This window comes from Acinetobacter sp. AND/436 (assembly GCF_049546925.1).
GTDB classification, from domain to species: Bacteria; Pseudomonadota; Gammaproteobacteria; order Pseudomonadales; family Moraxellaceae; genus Acinetobacter; species Acinetobacter indicus.
The window spans coordinates 124,333-148,025 of the sequence record NZ_JBMXBO010000008.1; the positions used below are offsets into that span (position 1 = coordinate 124,333).

The following is a 23,693-nucleotide window of genomic DNA, read 5'->3' on the forward strand; positions in this document are numbered from 1 at the left end:
CAGAGTACAAGGATGAACATGTTATTTCAAATGAGCTTCAGTTAATAAATAAGGAAACCGTATTAGGTCATAAGAATATTGATATCAATAAAAATTTTGAATTTTATTTGAATTTATTCCCAAATGATGCAGTTTTAAAGTGTAGATAAATTTAGGAAATATAAAAATAAATAGCTATGAGTCCTTTTAGTATTCTGGTTATAGTTCATCTTTTTTCTGAATGGTAAAAGCCGACTCTCGTCGGCTTTATAAATTATCCTTCCAACACCGTTTCCAGCAACTCTTCACTTGGAGCGAAGTAGTAAGCCCCATCTAAAGCGGTGACAAAATGTAGTAAACGGTCATGAATACCATCTCCCGAGGTGCCAAACATACGCTCAAGCATCGCATCCAGAATAGTTAAATCCTTGGTATAGGCAATAAAGAATAAGCCTTGGTCACCTTGCCCATCACCATATGGTAGGGAATGACGCAGAATTTCCATTTCTTCACCTTCATCATCTTCAACCACGGTACGGGCGACGTGGGCATTGTCAGGTTTCACCTCATCATCCAGCTCAATCGACTCAAGTTTGGTGCGACCCATCACTTGTTCTTGTGCATCGACTTTCAGACGTTTCCATTTATCTAAATCATGTGCATAACGCTGGGCAAAGACAAAGGAACCATCTTCAAAAATGCCGGCATCTTCGCCCAGTAAAGCGACTTCAGCACGGTCATCCGGGAATTGCGGGTTTTCTGTGCCATCAATAAAGCCGGTCATGTCGCGGCCATCAAAATAGCGGAAGCAGACCCGCTCATCCAGAACATCAACCTGATCCTGAATACCCTCAAAGAAAGACTGGCTCAGGGCAAAACAGATATCCGCACGGGCACTGGCAATATGAATGAGTACATCTGCCGGTACGACAGGCATCTGGAATGCGCCTTCAATCGGTTGTAACTGCTTAAAGCCAGCTGGAGTTTGGGAGTACAGTTGTGCCCAAAGTTCAGGTCCAAAGGCCACGGCAGTTTTAATTTGTGCATGAGGATGCTGGGTAATCAGGCGATCACGGGTATTAAAAAGATCAGCTAATTTTTCTTTTAATTGCTCAAGAGTTAAATCTTTTAAACGTAAAACAATAAAACGGGCATGATCTGAAGGTAATGGCAAGATTACAGATTGAGCTGTCATTCATGGCTCCTAAGTTTTTAATAATCAATCACTAAAACTATTGTGCCTGAACCGGTAGCAGCTTAACAGTCTCTGGATCAGATTTTTATTGCCTCTTTACTGCGCACTTAAAAGATGAATCGTCATATAATAATCTGTCATTTTTGTGGTGAATTACCATGTCTTATCAGATTTGGCTGGCCTATATGCTGGCCTGTTGGGTGATTAGTGTGTCGCCGGGCGCAGGTGCGATTGCCTCGATGTCGAGTGGGCTGAATTACGGTTTTCGTCATGGTTACTGGAATGCCATCGGGCTGCAACTGGCGCTGCTGGTACAGATTGCGATTGTGGCGGCCGGCGCGGGCGTGCTATTTGCGACCACGCCTTGGGCTTTTCTGGCAGTGAAATGGTTCGGGGTAGCGTATCTGCTGTATCTGGCCTATCTGCAATGGAAAGCGCCGGTACACTCGATTGAAATCCGGCAGGATTTACCACAGAAATCAGCTGGACGACTGCTGCTGAACGGTTTTCTGGTGAATATGAGCAATCCGAAAGCGATTGTATTTTTGCTGGCTGTCTTGCCACAATTTCTGGATTTATCCAAACCGCAGTGGATTCAATATCTGATTATGGCAGCAACCATGATTACGATTGATCTGATTGTGATGGCGGGCTATACCGGCCTGGCAGCTAAGGTTTTAAGATTGTTAAAGTCACCGCGTCAGCAGAAAGTCATGAACCGGACGTTTGCCGGTCTGTTTGCTGGTGCTGCATTTTTATTAAGTCTGGTGCATCAGTAATAGATGTTGATTTTCCCCTCTCAATGATAAAGAGGAGAGGGCTAGATGGAACCTTTCGGTTGATTGTTTAGGCCAGTTTTTTAAATTTCTGCATGGTAAAGATCAGGGCAAAAATCACCGCCATGGTCAGCACAATAGTCAGACCGGTCGAGGTATTTAAGCCGGCGCTGGACCATAAACCAACCGTTACCCCAATTTGTGCAATCACAAAAGCCCAAATCACCATCTGTTTCGGAGAATGCGCCAGCAGTCGTGCCGTGAGCGCCGGAATCACCAGCAGCGCACCCATCAATAGCGAGCCGACCGCGCGTAATGCCAGAACCGTAAACAGGGCCAGCAGCAACATAAAAATCAGACGTTGCCACTGGGCATGAATACCTTCACTGGCAGCAATATCCGGATCAATGGCAATCTGAATCTGGGCTTGCCAATACTTATATAGAACCAGCAGTGCACCGACAATCACCAGCGCAAAGATGGGTAAATCAGCCCAGGAGATCGTGAGCAGATCACCAAACAGGTAGCTGAGCAGTTCCGGGCGCAGGCTTGGAATGTGCTGGATAAACAGTAGACCGGAGCAGAGCAGGGTCGCAGAGCATAAGGCCAGCAGGGCATCATTCGGTAAGCGCGGATCATGCAGAATCCAAAGAATACCAACCAGTAATAAGGCTAAAAATGTAACGCCCATCCACAGCGGTAAGCTCAAGGCGCCGGCAATGGCCACGCCTAATAAGGTGCCATGTGCCATGGTATCGGCAAAAAAAGACATCCGGCGCCACAGCATCAGACAGCCGAGTGGCGCGGTCAGAAACACCAGTAAAGTGCCCATGATCCAGGCCGGAAGTAATAACGATAACCAATCCATCATGGTTTAGACTTCCGGTTCAGGGTGAATATGGGGACGGGAATCATGCTGACACGGCTCGGCATGGTCGCCATGCGCACAATGATCATGATGATGCTGATAGAACACCCGGTTGGTACCAAAAATGGCCTGATATTCCGGATGCTGCTGCACGCTTTCGGGCAAGCCGCTACAGCAAATGTGTTTATTTAAACATACCACCCGATGCGTGCCTTGCATGACCCATTGCAGATCATGTGAGACCATCAGCACGGCACAGCCATATTTTTCTGGTAGGCTACGCACATAGTCATACAGCTCGGCTTCCGACTGGATATCCAGCCCCTGCATTGGTTCATCCAGCACCAGCACATCGGGTTGGCGCAATAAGGCGCGGGCCAGTAATACCCGCTGCCGTTCACCACCTGACAATTGCTGCACTTTGGAATTTTCCAGCTTGGCAATACCGGTATCGCGGATAATTTCTGCTTTTAACGTGCTGCTACATTTTTCTAAAGCCAGCAGATCCTTGACCCTTAACGGCAAGCTGTGTGAAGGATTGAATTTCTGCGGCACATAGGAGAATTTTAGTTTTTTATCGGCCAGTACTTTGCCAGCCGTGGGTTTGACAATACCGAGCATGACTTTAATCAGCGTCGATTTGCCGGCACCATTCGGACCAATGAGCGTGACAATTTCTTTCTCATGCAAAGAGAAATCGACCTGTTTTAAAATATCACGCTCATCAATCCGGACTTGAATCTGTTCAAGGCGAATCAGCGGCGCAGGACTTAGCGTTTGCTGGCGCAGTGCTGACATAAACCAGAAATCTCGATAATACTATGATGGGCGGTGAAGTGGTCCGAAGCCGACAGCTCTGCCAGTTGCTGCAGTAAACCCTGCGCAGAAGCTTCTTTGACCACTTTGCATTCGGTGCAAATTAAAAACGCCGCCTGATGGCCTTCGCGCGGATGGCAGCAGGGAATATAGGCATTAATAGAAGTTAAACGGTGAATCAGCCCTTTTTCTAATAAAAAGTCGAGGGTGCGGTACACGGTTGGTGGTGCCGCCGGACGATCTGACTCACTTTTAATTTTGGCCAGCAGGTCGTATGCCCCCATCGGGCCCGAGGCATTTAAAATCAGTTCCAGCACTTCACGACGAAGTGGGGTCAGGCGAGCACCTGTGGCTGCACAGAGACTTTCGGCTTCAGCAAGACGCTGCTCAATATTTTGATGGTCGTGCACGCCATGTAATGCATCATGATGTTCATGAGAACATAAGCTCATAGCTACCCCAAGGAAATGTAGGAGGAAAATCGGACATTAAATTTTAACATGAAGTATAGTCAGATTCGATTATACATAGGTATTTTTGTTATTTTGTTATAATATAACATCTATCCTGTTTTATGATTTTGCGCTCATGTCCCGTTTTTTCGCCTTCTGTGCTCTGGCTTTGTTCAGTACCTTGAGTTGGTCTCAAAGTCTTGTTATTTCGACACAGCCGATTTATCTGATTGCCAAGGAAATTACACAAGGCATAGAAACCCCGACCTTATTATTGGCCGACCAGACCGGACATGATGTCAGTTTGACTCCTGCACATCGCAAGACCATTCAGGATGCAGGTCTGGTGATCTGGCTGGGCAAAGCGCATGAAGCGCCTCTAGAAAAACTGTTCAGCAATCAGAGCAAAGCTATTTCATTGCTAGATTCTGGCATTTTGCAAACGCTACCACAGCGTAGCCCTCGTGGTGCAGCATTAAAAGATACGGTCGACTCGCATGTCTGGCTTGATCCGAACAATGCCATTCGTATTGGCTTTTTTATTGCGGCCTTGCGTTCCCAGCAGGTGCCTGAGCAGCGTGAACAGTACTGGGCCAATGCCCGTGCCTTTGCCCAAGAGCTGCTCCTGACCGCAGACAAGTTTAAAAGCAAAGCCTCGGCCAAAGCCTACTGGTCTTATCATGATGCCTATCAATATCTGGAACGTCCGCTGAACCTGAAGTTTGCCGGCGCACTGACCCATGATCCGCATGTCGCTCCGACGGTGGCGCAAATTAAATATATGAATGATCATCGTCCAAACACGAAAATGTGTTTACTGGCCGAAGGTCATGCCAGCAAGAGCCAGTATCAGCGCCTGAATCCGATTGTGTTTCAAATGGTCGACGAAAGTATGAGTGGGGCAGGGGACTTTGTGCAGGCCTGGCAGAAATTGGCTACCCAAACGCAAAAATGTGTAATAAATGCGCAAAAATAGCGCGTTTTGGCGGCAAATTTGAATTATGACAATACGGTTACAGTTGTGCAAAAAAATACGACTAAGATCGGGAAAAGATTGCATGTTCAGGGGTGTAACTCTATAATGCCTGCGATAAAAAACGATCATCAGTTAAACTTGTCAAGCATTTATGCTGTGAGTGGAAAGTAAATGAGCCGAACTAGTCGCTTGATTGACCGACGATTAGCGAAAGCTTTGGTCTTCTTGCAAGCATTCATGATACCTGTTGCTGCATTGATTGCCTGGATATTCAAAGATGCTACAGCCGCCTTGAGTGCCGCACTTGGTGCATTGGTATGTTGGGTTGCAAGTTGTTATTTTTCCTGGCAGTCGTTCCGCGCAGCAGGCGCGAGAGCATCTAAACAAGTTCTGTCGAACATGTATAGGGGCATGCTCGGTAAGTTTGCGATTGTGATCGTAGGATTCATTTTAATTTTAAGCAATGTCGAGCCGTTGTCTCCGGTTGCATTGTTTTGTGGTTTTATTCTCGTTCAGGCCATGTCGTGGGTCGCTCCGTTTTGGGTGTCACGTCTACAAAAACGAGTATAGGCGCAGCAAAAATTGAAAAGTTTTTAGGAGATGAGCGAGATATCAAGCAGCACGCGATATTCGTTCCCTCTTTTGTTTTTGACATTGACCAGGTGTGATTTATGGCTGCTGAAGAACATGCCCTTACTTCGACCGAGTATATCAAGCATCACTTGACCAACATGACGTACGGCAAAATGCCAGACGGTTCATGGAAGTTGGCTGAGTCTGCTGAAGAAGCTCAACAGATGGGGTTCACTGCTATTCACTTGGATTCAATGGGTTGGTCTATCGGACTTGGTCTGATCTTCTGTTTATTGTTCTGGATTGTCGCGAAAGCTGCAAATTCAGGCGTGCCTGGTAAATTCCAGTCAGTAATTGAAGTGATTATCGAGTTTGTAGATTCAAGTGTACGTGATACCTTCCATGGGAAGTCTCGATTAATTGCACCCTTAGCATTAACCATTTTCGTGTGGATTTTCCTCATGAACTTGATGGATTTAATCCCTGTTGACTTTATTCCTTATGTAGCTCAACAGGCGATTGCATCTATGCTGGGTGTGGACCCTCATCAGGTTTACTTTAAAATTGTTCCGACTACAGATCCAAACATTACCTTAGGTATGTCTATTTCTGTATTCTTCTTAATTATTTTCTATAGTATTCGTGAGAAAGGTGTTGGCGGCTTCGTTGGTGAGTTGGCACTTAACCCATTTAACCCAAGTAATCCAGTTGCTAAAGTGCTTTTAATTCCATTCAACTTATTGTTGGAATTGACTACTTTCTTGGCGCGACCAGTTTCATTGGCTCTACGACTGTTCGGTAACATGTATGCGGGTGAGTTAATCTTCATTCTTATCGCGTTATTACCGTTCTGGATCCAGTGGGCATTGTCTGTGCCTTGGGCGATTTTCCACATTTTGATTATTACGCTACAAGCATTCATTTTCATGATGTTGACAATCGTGTACATGAGCATGGCAAGCGAAAAGCATTAATGGTATTGCCTGACTGTCACCGGATGGTTGGGCACAATTTTTTAATTTAATTTGGTATAAAACCTAACCTCTGAGGAATTTTTCATGGAACTCACTTTAGGTCTAGTTGCAATTGCATCTGCTATCTTGATCGCTTTCGGTGCTTTAGGTACTGCGATTGGTTTTGGTCTTTTGGGCGGTCGCTTCCTTGAAGCTGTTGCACGTCAGCCAGAATTGGCTCCACAACTTCAAACTCGTATGTTCTTAATCGCGGGTCTTCTTGATGCTGTGCCTATGATCGGTGTTGGTATTGGCTTGTTCTTCATCTTCGCTAATCCATTTGTAGGTTAATCAGCTTAATTCCCAAAAATCCACTATTTGAGGAATAGCAATGAATATCAACCTCACATTGATTGGCCAAGCGATTGCATTTGCGATTTTCGTCGCATTCTGCATGAAGTTTGTATGGCCACCACTAATCAATGCGATTAGTGAGCGTCAGCGTCGCATCGCTGATGGCTTAAATGCTGCTGAAAAAGCAAAAGCTGACCTTGCTGATGCGCAAGCACAAGTTAAGGCAGAGCTAGACGCAGCGAAAGCACAAGCGGCTCAATTGATCGAACAAGCGAACCGTCGTGCAGCACAATTGGTCGAAGAAGCGCGTACTCAAGCATCTGCTGAAGGTGAGCGTATCCGTCAACAGGCGAAAGAAGCTGTTGATACTGAAATCAATGCTGCTCGCGAAGAATTACGTCAACAAGTCGCTGCTTTGGCAGTTGCCGGTGCTGAGAAAATTCTTAGCCAGCAAGTTGACGCAGAAGCTCACAATGCCATGCTGAACCAGCTGGCTGCTAAACTTTAAGCGAGGCGAAATATGGCTGAACTCTTGACGTTGGCACGCCCATATGCGAAAGCAGCATATGCTTATGCCTCTGAGCAAAGTGCAACTGACAGTTGGTCACAAGCACTAGCATTGCTCAGTGCTGCGGTACAAGACGAAGCATTTTCAGCTTACTTAAATCGCCCTGAGCTTACTCCTGCAGAGCAGGTGAGTGTTTTTGCAAAAGTTTTAGGTGAAGACCAGACTGCAGCATTGTCAAATTTTTTGACTTTGCTTGCTGAAAATGATCGTTTGTCTTTAATGCCTGAAATTCAAGCAGAATATGAACAGCTCAAATCACAGAATAACAACAATGTGGACGTCGTAATTGAATCGGCTTTCCCATTGTCTGCTGACCAAGAACAAGTGTTGAAAGCGGCGCTGGAAAAGCGTTTCAACAGCACGGTTTCTATTGCAGTAGAAGTCAACCCGGCGTTAATTGCGGGTGTTGTTATTCGTGCAGGCGACCAAGTGATAGATGATTCTGCGCTTAACAAGCTTGAAAAAATGCGGACTCGTCTTCTTGCGTAATTGCATATAAGAAGACTGAACTTTAAAAAGATTGAGGTATAGCGCAATGCAACAACTGAATCCATCCGAGATCAGTGCGCTCATTAAACAGCGTATCGGCGATCTGGACACCAGCGCGACCGCTAAAAACGAAGGTACCATTGTTATGGTATCCGACGGTATTGTGCGCATTCACGGTCTTGCTGATGCAATGTACGGTGAAATGATCGAATTCGACGGCGGCTTATACGGTATGGCACTGAACCTAGAACAGGATTCAGTGGGCGTCGTTGTTTTAGGTAACTACTTAGGCCTTCAAGAAGGTCAAAAAGCTCGTTGTACAGGTCGTGTATTAGAAGTTCCGGTTGGTCCAGAACTTTTAGGCCGTGTCGTAGATGCTTTGGGTAACCCAATTGATGGTAAAGGCCCAATTGATGCGAAATTAACTGATGCTGTAGAAAAAGTAGCACCAGGCGTAATTTGGCGTCAATCAGTGGATCAACCTGTACAAACTGGTTATAAATCAGTAGATACAATGATCCCAGTTGGCCGTGGTCAGCGTGAGTTGATCATTGGTGACCGTCAGACTGGTAAAACAGCTATGGCGATCGATGCGATCATCGCTCAGAAAAACTCTGGCATTAAGTGTGTATACGTAGCAATTGGTCAAAAACAATCGACTATCGCGAACGTAGTACGCAAGCTGGAAGAAACTGGCGCTATGGCGTATACCACTGTTGTAGCAGCAGCTGCAGCTGATCCAGCAGCAATGCTGTATCTGGCGCCTTATGCTGGCTGTACAATGGGCGAATACTTCCGTGATCGTGGTGAAGACGCGTTAATTATTTATGATGATTTGTCTAAGCAAGCTGTTGCTTACCGTCAAATTTCATTGCTTCTTCGTCGTCCACCAGGTCGTGAAGCTTACCCAGGTGACGTATTCTATCTACATTCACGTCTACTTGAACGTGCTTCTCGCGTATCTGCTGATTATGTTGAGAAATTCACTAACGGTGAGGTTAAAGGCCAAACTGGTTCATTAACTGCATTGCCGATTATTGAAACTCAAGCAGGTGACGTATCTGCATTCGTACCGACTAACGTAATTTCGATTACTGATGGTCAGATCTTCCTTGAAACATCATTATTCAACGCGGGTATTCGTCCTGCGGTGAACGCCGGTATTTCTGTATCGCGTGTTGGTGGTTCGGCTCAAACGAAGATCATCAAAAAATTGTCTGGTGGTATCCGTACCGCTTTGGCGCAATACCGTGAATTGGCAGCGTTTGCTCAGTTCGCTTCTGACCTTGACGAAGCAACTCGTAAGCAACTTGAACATGGTCAACGCGTAACTGAGTTAATGAAGCAGAAACAATATGCGCCTTACTCAATTGCTGACCAGGCTGTTTCAGTTTATGCATCTAACGAAGGTTACATGGCTGACGTTGAAGTGAAGAAAATCGTAGACTTTGATGCTGCGTTAATTTCTTACTTCCGTTCAGAGCACGCTGCGTTAATGCAACAAATCGATGAAACTGGTGATTACAACAAAGACATCGAAGCTGCAATCAAAGCAGGTATTGAAAGCTTTAAAGCGACTCAAACTTACTAATTTAGCACTTTGCTAATTAGTGTTGGTTTGGTTCACGGATCAACCTTCGAGGGCTCGAAAGGGCCTTCGAATACTAGGTTAAGCGTATGGCAAACTTAAAAGAAATTCGCGCCAAAGTAGCTAGCATCAAGAGCACGCAGAAGATTACTCGAGCGATGCAAATGGTAGCTGCTTCTAAGATGCGTCGTGCGCAAGAGCGCATGGCTCAAGGCCGTCCGTATGCCGAAAATATGCACCGTGTAATTGCTCATTTGGTACAAGCGAATCCTGAATATAAACACCGTTATATGGTTGAGCGTCCTGTGAAGCGCGTTGGCTATATCATTGTTTCTTCAGATCGTGGTTTGGCAGGCGGTTTGAACATTAACCTGTTCAAAAAAGTGGTCAAACACGTACAACAGCAACAAGAGCAGTCAATTGAAGTTCAATTTGCTTTAATTGGTCAAAAAGCGGTTTCGTTTTTTAAAAACTACGGCGGTAAAGTACTAGGTGCAACTACAAACGTAGGTGATACACCAAGTCTTGAACAGTTATCTGGTTCTGTACAGGTGATGTTAGACGCTTATGATAAAGGCGAGTTAGATCGTATTTATCTGGTGTCCAACGGCTTTGTCAATGCCATGACTCAAAATCAAAAAATCGAACAGCTTGTTCCTTTAGCAGCTGCTGAAGAAGACAAGACCCTGAACCGTCAATACGGTTGGGACTATATCTATGAACCAGAAGCAGAAGAACTGCTGAATGGTTTATTGGTTCGTTATATTGAGTCTGTGGTGTATCAAGGTGTGATTGAAAACATCGCTTGTGAGCAATCTGCACGTATGGTCGCAATGAAAGCTGCGACAGATAACGCAGGTGAGCTTATCAAGAACCTACAACTTATTTATAACAAGCTGCGTCAAGCCGCGATTACTCAGGAAATTTCTGAGATCGTTGGTGGTGCCGCTGCCGTTTAACATTATTTTGAATTGAGGAGACAGCAATGAGTAGCGGTCGTATCATTCAGATCATCGGCGCGGTTATCGACGTCGAGTTTGAACGCAACAGCGTTCCTAAGATCTATGACGCTCTTCACGTTGATGGCACTGAAACTACTTTAGAAGTTCAGCAACAACTTGGTGACGGCGTTGTACGTACAATTGCGATGGGATCTACTGAAGGTCTTAAACGTGGTTTGAACGTAACTAACACTAACGCGCCGATCTCTGTACCAGTAGGTACAGCGACACTTGGTCGTATCATGGACGTTCTTGGTCGCCCTATCGACGAAGCTGGTCCAGTTGCAACTGAAGAGCGTTTACCAATTCACCGTCAAGCGCCTTCTTATGCAGAACAAGCGGCTTCTACTGACCTTCTAGAAACTGGTATTAAAGTCATTGACTTACTTTGCCCGTTCGCGAAAGGTGGTAAAGTTGGTCTGTTCGGTGGTGCCGGTGTTGGTAAAACTGTAAACATGATGGAGTTGATCAACAACATCGCTAAAGCGCACTCAGGTTTATCTGTATTCGCTGGTGTTGGTGAGCGTACTCGTGAAGGTAACGACTTCTATCACGAGATGAAAGACTCTAACGTTCTAGACAAAGTAGCAATGGTCTACGGTCAGATGAACGAGCCACCTGGTAACCGTTTACGCGTAGCGTTGACTGGTCTGACTATGGCTGAGTACTTCCGTGATCAAAAAGACGAAAACGGTAAAGGCCGTGACGTATTATTGTTCGTTGACAACATCTACCGTTATACACTAGCAGGTACTGAAGTATCAGCACTTCTAGGCCGTATGCCATCTGCAGTAGGTTATCAGCCTACACTTGCAGAAGAGATGGGTGTTCTTCAGGAACGTATTACATCGACTAAGTCTGGTTCGATTACGTCTATCCAAGCGGTATACGTACCTGCCGATGACTTAACAGATCCATCGCCTGCTACAACGTTCGCTCACTTGGACGCAACTGTTGTATTGAGCCGTGACATCGCTTCTCAAGGTATTTACCCTGCGATCGATCCACTTGACTCAACTTCACGTCAGTTAGATCCACTGGTAGTTGGTACTGAGCATTACGAAATTGCTCGTTCAGTTCAAAACGTTCTTCAACGTTATAAAGAACTGAAAGACATTATCGCAATTCTTGGTATGGACGAATTGTCAGAAGAAGACAAACTTACTGTATACCGTGCACGTAAGATCCAACGTTTCTTCTCTCAACCGTTCCACGTAGCTGAAGTATTTACTGGCGCGCCTGGTAAACTTGTACCGCTTAAAGAAACGATTCGTGGCTTTAAAGGTCTTCTAGCTGGTGAATACGATCACATCCCAGAACAAGCGTTCTATATGGTTGGTGGTATTGACGAAGTGATTGCTAAAGCCGAGAAACTTTAATTAGCTACCTAATTTAGGAGGTTCTCATGGCGACTATGCAATGTGACGTTGTAAGTGTTCAGGAGTCTTTGTACTCTGGCACTGTAACTATGCTAATTGCAAAAGGTGCTGGCGGTGAGTTGGGTATTATGCCTGGCCACGCTCCGCTGGTAACTTTGCTCCAACCTGGCGCGATCCGCGTTATTTTGGAAAATGGTACAGAAGAATTAATCTATGTATCTGGTGGTGTTCTAGAAGTTCAACCGCACGTTGTTACGGTTCTTGCAGATACTGCAGTCCGTGCAGAAAACTTGGATGAAGCGGCAATTATTGAAGCGCGTAAACACGCTGAACAATTGCTGGCAAATCAAAAGAGCGATTTGGACGCTGCTGCTGCTTTGGCTGCTTTGGCAGAAACTGCTGCACAGTTGGAAACGATCCGCAAAATCAAAAACCGCGCAATGTAATTGCTGGTTTAAGATTGAAAAAACCACCCGAAAGGGTGGTTTTTTTATGAATACTATTTAATGCAATGTATTAGTAAATAACTTATATATTTGTTATATTTCATCCTCTTACAAAATAAATAAGGGGAATTTGGGGTGTCAAATAAAATTATTTTACCGCTATTATTATCATTAGGTTTTGTTGGTTGTGCTTCGGTTCCGAAAGCAGATCCACAAGCAGTGCAGCAACAAAAAAAGATTCAAGCGCCACAAGCAGGTCAAGCAGGAATCTATGTGTACCGCTCGAATAGCGTTGTAGGTGCGGGACTCAAGAAAGATATTTGGGTTAATGGTGAGTGCCTGGGTGAAACTGCACGTGGTGTTTATTTTTATACAGAGGTAGAAGGTGGTAAAACACATATTGTGTCTACAGAATCAGAGTTTTCTCCTAATCACCTGAACGTAACTACACAAAGTGGGAAAAACTATTATGTTCAACAATACATTAAACCAGGTGTATTTGTTGGTGGTGCAAACGTAAAATTGGTTGATGAGACTGAAGGTCAACAGGCGATTGAAAAATACAGTTTGGCAGTAGGCGGCAAATGTTCTAAGCCTTCTATTCAACTTCCTAAATAATAATTTCCACATCTGTGTTTGCGGTTGCTGCAAGGTGTAAATCGCAAACACTTGCTTTTGATCTAAAGACTTTCATTCATCTTTACTTAACCCAGCTCTATATCCATTTTTCCAAACCCTGATAATTTCATTGTTTAATTTTTCATAAAAATAGCCTGAAACATGCCAAGCTGTTCTCATAAAAATAGAATTTAGAGCTGTTCAGGATATTCCTTATGCTCACCACCCTGATAAGTCGCAAAACGCGGCTGTTTACGTTCAAACACCGGTGCTGGACTCGGCCATGGCCATTCACCGAAATGGGTGTCGCGGTAACGTTTAAAGGCAGCGTTCAGTTCATCTTCACTATTTAGTACAAAAGGCCCGCGCATGGCTACCGGTGCACCAATTGGTTCACCTTCAAGCCATAGAATCCGGGATTCGAGTAGTCCACCTTTTAAATGAATCTCGGCATCCGATTTCAATTCGGCCAAATGTTTCACGTCCATCTGCTGACCTTCAAGCTCTAAACTCTTACCCTGATAGAAATAACAGAAGCGGGTCGAGCTGGCGCTGGTGGCTGGAATAGTGACTTCAGCTTCGGGCGCTAGGGTAATCAGGTAAATATTCACCTTGTTTTCAGCCGGCGCTGCCCATGAATGAGGTGGACGTGGCAGGGCATCGGTTTCTTTAAATTGACCGGAAATCACCCGGATATCAGCTTTCTGGCCTGCCGCATTGGCTTCAATTACATGCGGAATCTGCTCGCGCCATAACATTTTATAATCAGCTGGCTGTTGCTTCTGCTCAGGCGATGAATTAAACCAGATCTGGAACAGTTCCATTGGGTTGGCTTGGTCTTCATGCACGAGTGGAAACATCTCGCAGTGTTCGACGCCATTGCCGGTGGTCAGCCATTGCACATCTCCAGCGGCATAGCGACCGGCATTGCCGAGTGAATCAAAATGATCGACCACGCCTTGTTCCACTAAGGTAATGGTTTCAAAACCGGTATGTGGGTGCTCAGGGAAACCGGGCACCACATTGCCATAATACATATTGTATTCTTTATTTTGTGGTGGCGTTTGCGGACCCAGTTGGGCATTGCCAGCCGGAAAATGATCCAGATGATGGGCACAGAAGATAAATGGATCTTTCAGATCTAAACGGAATGTCACCGGTACAACAGAATAAATCAGTGGATGCTGCATGGCAGACCTCTTATTTTTAAATGAACGCATTATTTTTTTAAATTTAGACCATCAGAATCAGACCAGAAACTGTCTGAATCAGACAAGCTCACCACCCAGATGGGCAGTGAGCCTGAAAATCAGGATTCAGTTGCTGCCTGATTTTCAGTGTCAGTGTTTGCGCTTTCAGTATTTTCAGCATTCTCTGACTGTAACAGGATGCTGGCCAGTTTCACCATTTCAGACTGTACCGTGCCCATCTGCTGCTGAATTTTGGCAAAATCCACTTTGCTGAGATCAATCTGGCCATTTAAAAACGGCGAAGCCAGAACCTGTTCATTGGCTTGCAGAATGTTCTGGCGAATATTGTCAATTTCCTGACTTTTTAAATTCAAACTGTTTAAGGCGCTATTAAAGCCTTGTAACTGCTGTTGCAATTTGCTGGCTGCAGTTTGTAGCTGTTGATGATCCTGACTGTTGACGGCCTGTTGTAGCTCGGTCTGGGTCTGGCGTAACTGCTCGACATACTCACCGGCTTTCAGCTGCATATCAGCCACATCGCGCACAATATAAAACATATTGCCACTTTTTAAATCGGCTTGTGGCGCTGGGCTTTGCTGCTGGGAGGTGATTTCGGTATCCGGATCGGCTTCCGAAACCGGAGCGCTGGGCTGGTCACAACCGACCAGAAGTAGAGCTGAAGTCAGCAGGCCAAAGGGCAGGAGAAAATGGGAAAAGGCGCGTTTCATGGCAAGATCAATCACAATTTTTATCTTGCAGTTTAATATAGGGGCTTTAATTAAATAAAAAACAGATTGTTGCAAAGCAATAACAATTTTCCAGGACAAGCAGGCGGTGTGATTAGCGTGGCTTATGGATGTCTAGATCTATAAAAAAGAGGGCCGCAACCCTCTCTGTTACTGTAAACAATTAACGCGCCAGTTCGGCATTAATTGCGTCTACAATACGTGGGTCATCGGCCTGAATGTCTGGGGCAAAACGTGCCACCACTTCACCTTCTTTATTGACCAGGAATTTTTCGAAGTTCCACAGCACTTCAGGTGGTTCATTTGGGGTCAGACCATAATCCACCAGATCTTTCCACCATGGGCCTTCACCAATCCGTTCTGGAATGGCCTGGGTCAGACGAGCATATAGCGGATGTTTATCTTCACCCACCACTGAAATTTTGGCGAATAACGGGAAATCTACCTGATAATTCAGCGAACAGAACTGCTGGATTTCTTCATTGCTGCCGGGTTCCTGCGCCAGAAAGTCATTGGCCGGGAAACCGAGAATTTCCAGACCTTGTTCTTTTTTCTGCTGATAAAGCTTTTGCAGACCTTCATATTGCGGCGTCAGACCGCATTTAGAAGCCACGTTTACAATCAGCAGCACCTTGCCTTGATACTGGTTCAGTGTGGTTTCTTCACCCTGAATGGTCACGACCGGAATGTCATATACAGATGCCATGTGTTTATCCTAAAGTGATTTATTGTCGTTCTCTGTTGTAACGGGCTTTGCCCAATCCCGCAAGACCTATTGCTGCGGCTTTTGGCAGATTTTTGTATAGCGCTGTGTCAATGCGGCATATTTTAAGCAGGTGCGGAATCCCAGCAAAGTGGAGTGATGGAGCAATTTGAACGCAGCACAAGATTTCACCATCGCGAACTGCCCCAAAGCAGTTAAATTGGACTAGAATGAGGGCACAAGGAAAGTTTAAAAATAAAGTGAAAAGGCATTCATTCAGCGCAGGAAGCAGCGTCTGCTTCAGGCCGATCGACTCAACAAGGAACAGAATATGACACAGCAAGAAAAAATGCTGTCTTGGGCCATTCTTTTACCGGTCAGCGCGGTACTGATCTGGTCACTGAATATTGTCGTGACCCGCTATGTGACCGACTTTATCTCGCCGGTGAGCATCAGTTTTTATCGCTGGTTTTTTGCCTTTCTGATTCTGACCCCGTTTATTTTGCCGCGGGTGATCCGTGAACGCGCCCTGATTGTACCGCATCTGAAACAGCTGGCAGTGCTGAGTGCCTTTGGACTGGTGCTGTATCAGGGACTGGCCTATACCGCTGCGCATTACACCACCGCCACCAATATGGGCATTATTAATGCCTTTATTCCGATTTTTACCATTTTTGTGTCGATGCTGATTCTGCGCGATATTCCGAATCGCTACGCCATTATTGGCAGCCTGTTGTCCTTTGCCGGGCTAATCTATGTGATGGGGCAGGGCAATCCTTGGGGCTTGCTGCATGCCGGTGGTCAGTGGGGCGATCTGCTGATGATTATTGCCGTGTTTTTCTATGCCTTTTACGGGGTTTTTCTGAAAAAATGGCAGCTGCAGATTCCGTTAATGCTGAGCCTGTATGTGCAGATTCTGTTTGCACTGCTGTATCACCTGCCGTTTGTGGCCTGGTTGGGTCTTGATGCTATCAATATGGCCAATGCCGGCAGCGTGATCTACGCCAGTATTTTTCCTTCATTAATTGCCCCTTTGGTGTGGATGATGGCGATTCAGCGTCTGGGACCGAACCGCACCAGTATCTTTATGAACCTGATGCCGGTGTTTACCGCTTTAATTGCCTTTGTCTGGTTAAAAGAGGCCTGGACCATTTATCACAGTATTGGTGGGGCGATTATTCTGTTCGGAATTGTGCTGGCCCAGAAAAAAACTGTGGCGCCAGTGCTGCTGAAAGCTAAATAATTGCCTAAAAAACGAACAAACAAACTTAATTTTTTGCTTGAATGATCTCGTGAATAAAGGCAAATAGACTTTAGTCGAAGAGAGTAGCTTTTAGCTTCTTTAAAAAGCACTTTAAAAAGAGCAAGATAATTTGAACTTTTTCAAATAATGGTTGATTAATCATAGGTTTAAGCTGCTTTTTAAGAGCTAAAATATATTTGTTTTTTTTAAACTGTTCACCCATAATACGCTCCATCGCAGATCAGCGACTGTTGCTGATTTGCCCAGAGATTTCGATACCCTCTGGATGTGATTGATACACATCCTTTTTTATGCTCAACCATCCCTATATGGTTGAGCTTTTTTTTGCCTGAAATTTCTTTCATTTCTGGCCCGATCTTCAGTCACGAATCACGGCACCGGTTTCAGCATCCAGAATACGGCTAGGTAACTGGCTGAGTCCCAAATCGCCATTTAAATAATTCAGCTGATTGTCAAAATACTGGCTGGCCTCTTGCAGGGAGCGCGCCGGTTCCTGTCCGGCCGGATTGGCACTGGTCGATACAATAAAGCCGCTAAAGGCATGACATAGCGCGACACAGAGCGGATGCGTGGTTACACGTACCGCAACTTTAGGATGCTGGCCTTTAATCCAGCTGGGAATATGCTCACCTGCCGGCAACAACCAGGTGGTAGCACGCTCTGCGGGTGGATTGAGCCAGGAGTCGATCACCTGTTGACGCTGTGGTTCGGCCAGGTTGTGCAGCAAATGTTCTACCTGGGAAATATGACCGGCCAATAAAATCACGCCTTTTTCAATCGGACGCTGTTTCAGTTGCAGAATCTGCATAAAAGCATCTTGGTTATACGGGTCACAGCCGAGACCCCAAACTGCCTCTGTAGGATAGGCCAGCACCTGTCCTTGCTGTAGACAAGTGGCTGCTTCGGCAACAGAGGTTGTAATCATGTGGTACACCTTTCGAGGTTATGCGGGGTGTACTATTGTGAACCTTATTGCGATGGACGACAACGCAGATATAGCCCCGATTGCTGCATTGCCATCCCGAGCAGCTCCAGTTCCATTAACTGAGCGGTTAAATGGGCGGTTTCCTGTTGCAGTTCGCTGGCCAGCTGGTCCATGTTTTTACCAACCCAGTCCAGCTGGCTGTATAGGGCCAGCAGATGTTCGGGCAAGGTCGAGTGGGCAGCTGTAGATGCTGTACCGGATGAGTTCGCCTGCTGTTGACTCAGCCATTGGGTTGGCAAGGCCAGATCTTCAATGACCTGTTCCGGATGATCGACCAGAATTGCACCTTCCCGAATCAGTTGATGGCAGCCCTGATGAAATTCACTGTAGATATGACCGGGAATGGCAAACACGGTTTTGCCCTGTTCAGCTGCCAGTTTGGCGGTAATCAGCGAGCCACTGTCCAGCGTGGCTTCGGCCACAATTACTCCCAGGCTAAGTCCACTGACAATGCGGTTGCGCCGTGGAAAATGCTGCTGTAGCGGTTTAGTCTGGGGCAGGAACTCACTGATAATAGTGCCATGCTGTTGCAGAATCTGGTCACGCAGGCCCTGATGTGTGGCCGGGTAGGTGAGGTCGAGGCCAGTACCCATCACAGCAATGGTACGTTGATGTTTTAGTCCACCCTGATGGGCTGCTTCATCAATGCCTTGCGCCAGGCCACTGTTAATAAAAAAGCCTTTTTCACTTAAATAATAGGCAAAGTCATAAGCCACCTGCCGGCCATGCGGACTGGCTTTGCGACTGCCGACAATTGCCACTTGCGGCTGAAGTAAAGGTTGCGCCTGTCCCTGACCAAATAAAATTGGTGGCTTATCGGTATAGGGCAGCAGTTGGGTGGGGTAACCGACATCTTCGGGAATAAGAATAAAATCGGTATGTTGCTGGACGCGCTGCAGCAAGTGCTGGAAGTCGGCTTGTGCCTGTGCTTGATGAAAATCCCGTGCGCGTTGCAGATGGTTCTGATGCAGTCCCAGTTCTGCCCAGCGCTGCAGGTTGCCGGCTTCGGTGGCCGCAGCGGCCGAACCGAAGTGCCGGATTAATTTATAAAAGCTGGGGAGTGAATGCTGAACCAGATACCACAGGCGAATCGTTGCGAGATGACCGGGTGATATCGTATTCAGCATGGCTCATCCCTCAGTCTTAATCTTCCATAATCGGTGGCTGAATACCGGCCCCGACTTTAATTGGTAGTTCGCTGTCCAGAATATAGGCATAGCTGAGCTGGTCAAAGGTTTTAAAGACCATGGCATAGCCAATACGCTCGCCTGGCAGCTGCACCCGTTCACGGGTTTTCGGATCGGTGACCACTTCGCCTTTTTGAGTTACAGCAAATACATGACCGGATTGCACGCCGTGCGCCTGACCACGGTCAATGGTGACCACACTGTGTTTAGCTGCGGTACCAATTGAACCCATCACGCGTACCACCTGGCCATCTGCTGCAATGTGTTCGGCATTGGTCGGGTAGAATAGGGTTGGTAACATCGGGTCATATTCTGGCAGCACACGATCGCCACGACGCACTTCGGCATTGTAGGTATCGGTCAGTTCCAGGGTGGTAATATCATTTTCACCGCGTACTGCAATACCGGATGCAACCTGAGTCAGCTCCAGACCGGCATTGTATTTTTTACCGTTGGCATCGGTGAAGATATACGGTTCGCCTTCACGATACACAGCATAACGCTGGCCAACTTGCAGACCCTGACCGCGGGCATAGACATTCTGGCCTTTGGCCGCCAGGACACGCTGATCCGCCGTGCCTAAAATATAAGGCGTCTGTTGCAAAGATTCAGGGGCAATAATGCTGGTACGTTCCAGCCAGTGCTGGATGTACTCCAGTGGAATCACCGGAATGGTATTGTTGAGTGACTCGACCCGGATTTGCGGCTGCAGGCTGGTGGTGTTACCGGTATAACGACGGATAATACCTTCACAGCCATCACCTTCATCTTTACCAATGATCGGGCGGCCATCATAGGTACACATCAGCAGGCGATCTCCCGGGAAAATCCAGTGCGGATTTTTCACGTGCTTGTTGCTGGCCCAGATTTCACGCCAGCGCAGCGGGTTTTGCAGAAACTTCTTGGAAATATCCCACAGCGTATCGCCTTTTTTCACCACATACACATTTGGTGCATTGGCCTGTAAGGTCGGTGGGTTGATATTGCGTGCCGGTGCGGCCTGTACAGTACTGACTGCGCCCACCCCAAAACTGAAACAGACAGCAAGTGCCAGCGCCTGCTGTTTTAACCCCAAGGCACGAAAAGAAGATGTGCCCTTCAAAACCTTTTTCATTATCATAATTCCTAAAATTATGTATGTAGTTGCGTTATAATAACGATCTTACATACATTTTTTCGATGAAGCATTCCTTCATTCGGTTATTTGACCAATGGCAAAGCTGAGGACGTAATATGGCCTTATTACCTATTTTAAGTTTCCCCGATCCCCGTCTTCGTACCATTGCACAACCCGTCGAAGAAGTTACTGATGAAATTCGTCAGCTCGCCGCAGATATGTTTGAAACCATGTATGAAGCGCCCGGCATCGGGCTGGCTGCAACGCAGGTTGACCGTCATATTCAGCTGATTGTTATGGATCTGTCTGAAAACAAAGACCAACCGATGGTATTCATTAACCCCAAAATTACCCCATTGACTGAAGAAACCCAGCCTTATGAAGAAGGCTGCTTGTCAGTGCCTCAAATATACGACAAAGTTGAGCGTCCGTCACGTGTAAAAATTGAGGCAATTAACCTTGAAGGTCAAGCATTTGAGTTAGAAGCGGACGGACTTCTCGCTGTCTGTATCCAACATGAAATGGATCACTTAAATGGTAAGCTTTTTGTCGATTATCTGTCGCCATTAAAGCGCCAGCGTGCCCGTGAAAAAGTCGAAAAAGTGGTGCGTCAGCGTCAGAAAGTGGCGGTTAAACGCTAAACAGCCCTGCGACCAAAAGATCAGGACAAAACAGCCCAATTTCGATTGGGCTTTGTTATACTTGGGCCAGTCAAAAGCAGGAATATATGTTTGTTGATTCGTAGTGGTTTACTGCTCTCACTGATGGCAGTATTTTTACAGATTGCTGTTTTTTTACAGCCTTTGCTGCCGAAAGCCTATCAGGTGGCACCGGTCTGTGAAACCATTACGCGTGCGCTTTTATTGCCGGTTGATCATTCAGCGCATGGACATGCCCATTCCGAACATCTGTACAGTCAGCATCAACCAGTCATTTCAGATGACGGGCATAATCATCATGATGCCAATCATCAATGCCAGTACTGTACCGTGTACGGCAATCTTGTTTTACCCCCAGAACTCAGTGTGAAAGAAGTGCTTGATCGTATTCAAGTGCGTTTTATCGCTTTTGAAAAAGCTTTCCAGCATGTCTGGTTTGCACTGCAACGACTATTTCTTATTCCTCAGGGTAGGGCACCGCCACTGTTTGCATAAAACCGCGTTTGTTTTGCTTGGGTCTTGAATGACTTAAGCCGTGTTTTATATGTATTCCAGTGAGAAATGAAAAATGGCTCAGCCAAAATTCTTTTTACAGCCTCTTGCGGCTGCGATTTGTGTTGCTTGTTATTCACCAGTTGTGTTTGCAGAAACCCCAACACCCGTCCAAAGTCTGGCACCTATTGTGATGACTGCGCATCAGGGCAATGATGCCAACGGCCTGATTGTCCGTGCCGATCCGAAACAGCCAATTCAACCGATTCCAGCCACCGATGGCGCAGATTATCTGCAAAGTATTGTCGGTTTTAGCGCGGTCAACAGTGGCGCTGGTACCAATGGCGATGTGACTTTCCGTGGCATGTTTGGTTCGCGGATTAAAATTCTGACCGATGGCACAGAAAACCTGGGTGCCTGTCCGAGTCGTATGGATTCACCGACCTCCTATATTTCACCAGAAAGTTATGACCAGATTTCGGTAATTAAAGGCCCACAAACCGTGCAATATGCCAATACCGGTTCAGCTGCCACGGTGATTTTTGAGCGCCGTCCGGAACAGTTTGATGAAGATCAGCACTATCGTGGTCAACTGAGTGTGCTGGCCGGTTCATTTGGCCGTCTGGACCATAATATTGAGGTTGCAGCAGGCGACGAGCAGAAATATATTCGCCTAAATAGCAACCGTTCGGTATCGAATAGCTATCAGGATGGTGAGGGCAATACCGTGCCATCGGACTGGGAACGTTGGAATGCTGATGTAGCACTGGGCTGGACCCCGGATGCAGATACCTGGGTTGAATTGACCGGAGGGAAAGCCGATGGTGAAGCGGTGTATGCTGGCCGGATGATGGATGGTTCCAAATTTGCCCGTGAAAGTCTGGGTTTACGCATTGAAAAACAGAACATCACTGATGTGATCAAGAAAATTGAAGCGCAGATTAACTATAATTTTAATGATCATGTGATGGATAACTATAGTTTGCGTCAGTTTAAGCCGACCATGATGATGCCAAAAGAAACGGCTACCAACGTGGCGCGTAAAACCTTAAACGCACGTCTGGCAGTGACACATGAGTGGGATCAGCTAGATTTTATTACGGGTATTGATACTCAAAATAATGAGCACACAATCCGTAAGACCGATACAGAAAATAATATTGCCTATCATGCCTTACCACGTATCAAAGATATGAAGTTTCAGTCTGTTGGCGCTTTTGGTGAGTTGGGTTATCAGCTGAGTGAGCAGAATCGTTTAGTGGGCGGTGTTCGTGTCGATCAGGTTGAAGTAGATGCGGTACAAACGGCTCAACAACGTAAAGAAACTTTGCCAAGTGGTTTTATTCGTTTGGAAAATCAACATCCACACCATGATGCTAAAACCTATATTGGTTTAGGTTATGTTGAGCGTATGCCTGATTATTGGGAATTGTTTAGTCCTGAAAAAGGTAATGGCAGTATCAATGCCTTTAATAGCATTGATACTGAAAAAACACTTCAGCTTGATTTGGGTTATCAACATGAACATGGTGCATTCAGCTCTTGGGCATCGGCTTATGCTGGTTTGGTTCAAGATTTTATCTTGACTAAGTACAATGCAAACAATAAAGCTGAAACCCGAAATGTGGATGCAACGATTGCAGGTGCAGAAGTTGGTATAGGTTATCAATTTACCGATGCTTTGCAGGCAGATGTGAGCGCCATGTATGCGTGGGGTGAAAACACCACAAACAATACACCGTTACCACAAATTTCACCTTTGGAAGGGCGTTTAAACCTGCGCTATGTTCAGGATAAATATACGTTAGGCGCATTATTACGTATGGTGGATGGTCAAAGTCGTATCAGTGAACGTGAAGGTAATATCGTGGGCTATGATGTGAAAGAGAGTAGTGGTTTTGGCGTACTGTCTTTAAACGGCAGCTATAACCTAAGTAAAGGTGTTGATGTGTCTGTAGGTGTTGATAACGTACTAGATAAAACTTATACCGAGCATTTAAACAAAATGGGTGCATCAGGAACAGGTTTACCAACCGATCAGCAATTTAATAATATTGGTCGTAACTACTGGGCGCGTATCAGTATGAAGTTCTAATTTGGGCTTTATTTAAACCAAAAGCAGGGCTTCGGCTCTGCTTTTTACTTTTCTATTGTAATAATTATATAAAAAACAGTAGCTTAAGTTTTGTAATTGTGTTTTGAAGAATTTCACAGATTTTTACTAAAATAAATTTATAAGATAAAACAGTGGTTTATCTATTTTTGGGTTTATAAAATAAACACTCGAAATATTTCTTTTGAAAAAAGCCTTGCATGGCA

At 45.8% G+C, this 23,693-nt stretch carries 27 protein-coding genes; 16 read left to right on the plus strand and 11 right to left on the minus strand.

Annotation, left to right across the window (positions count from 1 at the left end):
• Window positions 1–253: 253 nt before the first annotated feature.
• Window positions 254–1,174: a Dyp-type peroxidase gene (locus ACPEPR_RS08340; RefSeq protein WP_005181383.1), complete on the minus strand. Its 921-nt coding sequence runs from the start codon at window positions 1,172–1,174 to the stop codon at window positions 254–256.
• Between the two features lie 158 nt (window positions 1,175–1,332).
• On the opposite strand from ACPEPR_RS08340, the gene ACPEPR_RS08345 reads away from it, so the two are divergent.
• Window positions 1,333–1,953: a LysE family transporter gene (locus ACPEPR_RS08345; RefSeq protein ID WP_005181385.1), complete on the plus strand. Its 621-nt coding sequence runs from the start codon at window positions 1,333–1,335 to the stop codon at window positions 1,951–1,953.
• Window positions 1,954–2,020: 67 nt separating this feature from the next.
• Here the strand turns inward: ACPEPR_RS08345 and znuB are convergent, their stop codons facing one another.
• From znuB to ACPEPR_RS08360, 3 genes are read right to left on the minus strand one after another with little or no spacing between them, the layout of a single operon-like run.
• Window positions 2,021–2,821, minus strand: coding sequence for a zinc ABC transporter permease subunit ZnuB (gene znuB, locus ACPEPR_RS08350; protein ID WP_016658980.1), 801 nt, complete (start codon window positions 2,819–2,821; stop codon window positions 2,021–2,023).
• Window positions 2,822–2,824: 3 nt separating this feature from the next.
• Window positions 2,825–3,616 carry a zinc ABC transporter ATP-binding protein ZnuC gene (znuC, locus tag ACPEPR_RS08355; protein WP_016658981.1) on the minus strand — a complete coding sequence of 264 codons (792 nt, stop codon included), beginning with the start codon at window positions 3,614–3,616 and terminating at the stop codon, window positions 2,825–2,827.
• Window positions 3,589–4,086, minus strand: coding sequence for a transcriptional repressor (locus tag ACPEPR_RS08360; RefSeq protein WP_005181393.1), 498 nt, complete (start codon window positions 4,084–4,086; stop codon window positions 3,589–3,591). The genes znuC and ACPEPR_RS08360 overlap by 28 nt, the downstream gene beginning before the upstream one ends.
• A 136-nt stretch (window positions 4,087–4,222) precedes the next feature.
• Here ACPEPR_RS08360 and ACPEPR_RS08365 point away from each other — a divergent pair, with 136 nt between their 5' ends.
• The 11 genes from ACPEPR_RS08365 to ACPEPR_RS08415 all read left to right on the plus strand — a co-directional run bounded on the left by ACPEPR_RS08365 (window position 4,223) and on the right by ACPEPR_RS08415 (window position 13,031).
• Complete coding sequence (locus tag ACPEPR_RS08365; protein ID WP_016658982.1) at window positions 4,223–5,062, plus strand: metal ABC transporter solute-binding protein, Zn/Mn family; 840 nt, start codon at window positions 4,223–4,225, stop codon at window positions 5,060–5,062.
• 171 nt (window positions 5,063–5,233) lie between these two features.
• Window positions 5,234–5,632, plus strand: a complete 399-nt coding sequence (locus tag ACPEPR_RS08370; protein WP_005181400.1) for an ATP synthase subunit I — start codon at window positions 5,234–5,236, stop codon at window positions 5,630–5,632.
• Window positions 5,633–5,733: 101 nt separating this feature from the next.
• Window positions 5,734–6,609 carry a F0F1 ATP synthase subunit A gene (gene atpB / locus ACPEPR_RS08375; protein ID WP_004970145.1) on the plus strand — a complete coding sequence of 292 codons (876 nt, stop codon included), beginning with the start codon at window positions 5,734–5,736 and terminating at the stop codon, window positions 6,607–6,609.
• Window positions 6,610–6,693: 84 nt separating this feature from the next.
• Window positions 6,694–6,939: a F0F1 ATP synthase subunit C gene (atpE, locus tag ACPEPR_RS08380; protein ID WP_000424060.1), complete on the plus strand. Its 246-nt coding sequence runs from the start codon at window positions 6,694–6,696 to the stop codon at window positions 6,937–6,939.
• 40 nt (window positions 6,940–6,979) lie between these two features.
• Window positions 6,980–7,450: a F0F1 ATP synthase subunit B gene (locus ACPEPR_RS08385; protein ID WP_005181403.1), complete on the plus strand. Its 471-nt coding sequence runs from the start codon at window positions 6,980–6,982 to the stop codon at window positions 7,448–7,450.
• A 12-nt stretch (window positions 7,451–7,462) separates the two neighbouring features.
• Window positions 7,463–7,999: a F0F1 ATP synthase subunit delta gene (locus tag ACPEPR_RS08390; RefSeq protein WP_075168156.1), complete on the plus strand. Its 537-nt coding sequence runs from the start codon at window positions 7,463–7,465 to the stop codon at window positions 7,997–7,999.
• Window positions 8,000–8,045: 46 nt separating this feature from the next.
• Entirely contained in the window at window positions 8,046–9,590 is a 1,545-nt protein-coding gene (atpA, locus tag ACPEPR_RS08395; protein ID WP_005181412.1) for a F0F1 ATP synthase subunit alpha, read from the plus strand.
• Window positions 9,591–9,676: 86 nt separating this feature from the next.
• Window positions 9,677–10,546 carry a F0F1 ATP synthase subunit gamma gene (atpG, locus tag ACPEPR_RS08400; protein ID WP_005181426.1) on the plus strand — a complete coding sequence of 290 codons (870 nt, stop codon included), beginning with the start codon at window positions 9,677–9,679 and terminating at the stop codon, window positions 10,544–10,546.
• Between the two features lie 26 nt (window positions 10,547–10,572).
• Window positions 10,573–11,967, plus strand: coding sequence for a F0F1 ATP synthase subunit beta (gene atpD / locus ACPEPR_RS08405; RefSeq protein WP_104490036.1), 1,395 nt, complete (start codon window positions 10,573–10,575; stop codon window positions 11,965–11,967).
• A gap of 26 nt (window positions 11,968–11,993) precedes the next feature.
• Window positions 11,994–12,413, plus strand: coding sequence for a F0F1 ATP synthase subunit epsilon (locus ACPEPR_RS08410; protein WP_005181432.1), 420 nt, complete (start codon window positions 11,994–11,996; stop codon window positions 12,411–12,413).
• 135 nt (window positions 12,414–12,548) lie between these two features.
• Window positions 12,549–13,031 (plus strand): DUF2846 domain-containing protein, encoded by a 483-nt coding sequence (locus tag ACPEPR_RS08415; RefSeq protein ID WP_005181435.1) that lies wholly within the window; start codon window positions 12,549–12,551, stop codon window positions 13,029–13,031.
• A 191-nt stretch (window positions 13,032–13,222) separates the two neighbouring features.
• Here ACPEPR_RS08415 and ACPEPR_RS08420 read toward each other — a convergent pair whose 3' ends face one another.
• The 3 genes from ACPEPR_RS08420 to ACPEPR_RS08430 form a co-directional block, all read right to left on the minus strand.
• On the minus strand, window positions 13,223–14,221 hold the full coding sequence (locus ACPEPR_RS08420; protein ID WP_168405856.1) for a pirin family protein: 999 nt from the start codon (window positions 14,219–14,221) through the stop codon (window positions 13,223–13,225).
• A 119-nt stretch (window positions 14,222–14,340) separates the two neighbouring features.
• Window positions 14,341–14,949 carry a hypothetical protein gene (locus ACPEPR_RS08425; protein WP_168384814.1) on the minus strand — a complete coding sequence of 203 codons (609 nt, stop codon included), beginning with the start codon at window positions 14,947–14,949 and terminating at the stop codon, window positions 14,341–14,343.
• Between the two features lie 181 nt (window positions 14,950–15,130).
• Window positions 15,131–15,673, minus strand: a complete 543-nt coding sequence (locus tag ACPEPR_RS08430; protein ID WP_104484688.1) for a glutathione peroxidase — start codon at window positions 15,671–15,673, stop codon at window positions 15,131–15,133.
• 328 nt (window positions 15,674–16,001) lie between these two features.
• Between ACPEPR_RS08430 and ACPEPR_RS08435 the strand changes: the two genes are divergently transcribed.
• Window positions 16,002–16,913: a DMT family transporter gene (locus tag ACPEPR_RS08435; protein WP_005181447.1), complete on the plus strand. Its 912-nt coding sequence runs from the start codon at window positions 16,002–16,004 to the stop codon at window positions 16,911–16,913.
• Between the two features lie 70 nt (window positions 16,914–16,983).
• Here ACPEPR_RS08435 and ACPEPR_RS08440 read toward each other — a convergent pair whose 3' ends face one another.
• From ACPEPR_RS08440 to ACPEPR_RS08455, 4 genes are all read right to left on the minus strand, one after another.
• Complete coding sequence (locus ACPEPR_RS08440; protein WP_423562297.1) at window positions 16,984–17,136, minus strand: hypothetical protein; 153 nt, start codon at window positions 17,134–17,136, stop codon at window positions 16,984–16,986.
• Window positions 17,137–17,292: 156 nt separating this feature from the next.
• The gene (locus ACPEPR_RS08445) at window positions 17,293–17,859 is read right to left on the minus strand and encodes an L-threonylcarbamoyladenylate synthase (protein WP_423562298.1); all 567 of its coding nucleotides are present in this window, start codon (window positions 17,857–17,859) and stop codon (window positions 17,293–17,295) included.
• 44 nt (window positions 17,860–17,903) lie between these two features.
• A complete protein-coding gene (gene dprA / locus ACPEPR_RS08450) occupies window positions 17,904–19,046 on the minus strand; it encodes a DNA-processing protein DprA (RefSeq protein WP_411687277.1) in 1,143 nt (380 codons plus the stop codon).
• Between the two features lie 16 nt (window positions 19,047–19,062).
• The gene (locus tag ACPEPR_RS08455; RefSeq protein ID WP_016658990.1) at window positions 19,063–20,220 is read right to left on the minus strand and encodes a LysM peptidoglycan-binding domain-containing protein; all 1,158 of its coding nucleotides are present in this window, start codon (window positions 20,218–20,220) and stop codon (window positions 19,063–19,065) included.
• 119 nt (window positions 20,221–20,339) lie between these two features.
• Between ACPEPR_RS08455 and def the strand changes: the two genes are divergently transcribed.
• The 3 genes from def (at window position 20,340) to ACPEPR_RS08470 (ending at window position 23,469) form a co-directional block, all read left to right on the plus strand.
• Window positions 20,340–20,864, plus strand: coding sequence for a peptide deformylase (gene def / locus ACPEPR_RS08460; RefSeq protein WP_005181462.1), 525 nt, complete (start codon window positions 20,340–20,342; stop codon window positions 20,862–20,864).
• A gap of 90 nt (window positions 20,865–20,954) precedes the next feature.
• Window positions 20,955–21,377, plus strand: a complete 423-nt coding sequence (locus ACPEPR_RS08465; protein WP_016658991.1) for a DUF2946 family protein — start codon at window positions 20,955–20,957, stop codon at window positions 21,375–21,377.
• 73 nt (window positions 21,378–21,450) lie between these two features.
• On the plus strand, window positions 21,451–23,469 hold the full coding sequence (locus tag ACPEPR_RS08470; RefSeq protein WP_423562299.1) for a TonB-dependent copper receptor: 2,019 nt from the start codon (window positions 21,451–21,453) through the stop codon (window positions 23,467–23,469).
• Window positions 23,470–23,693: the final 224 nt, after the last annotated feature.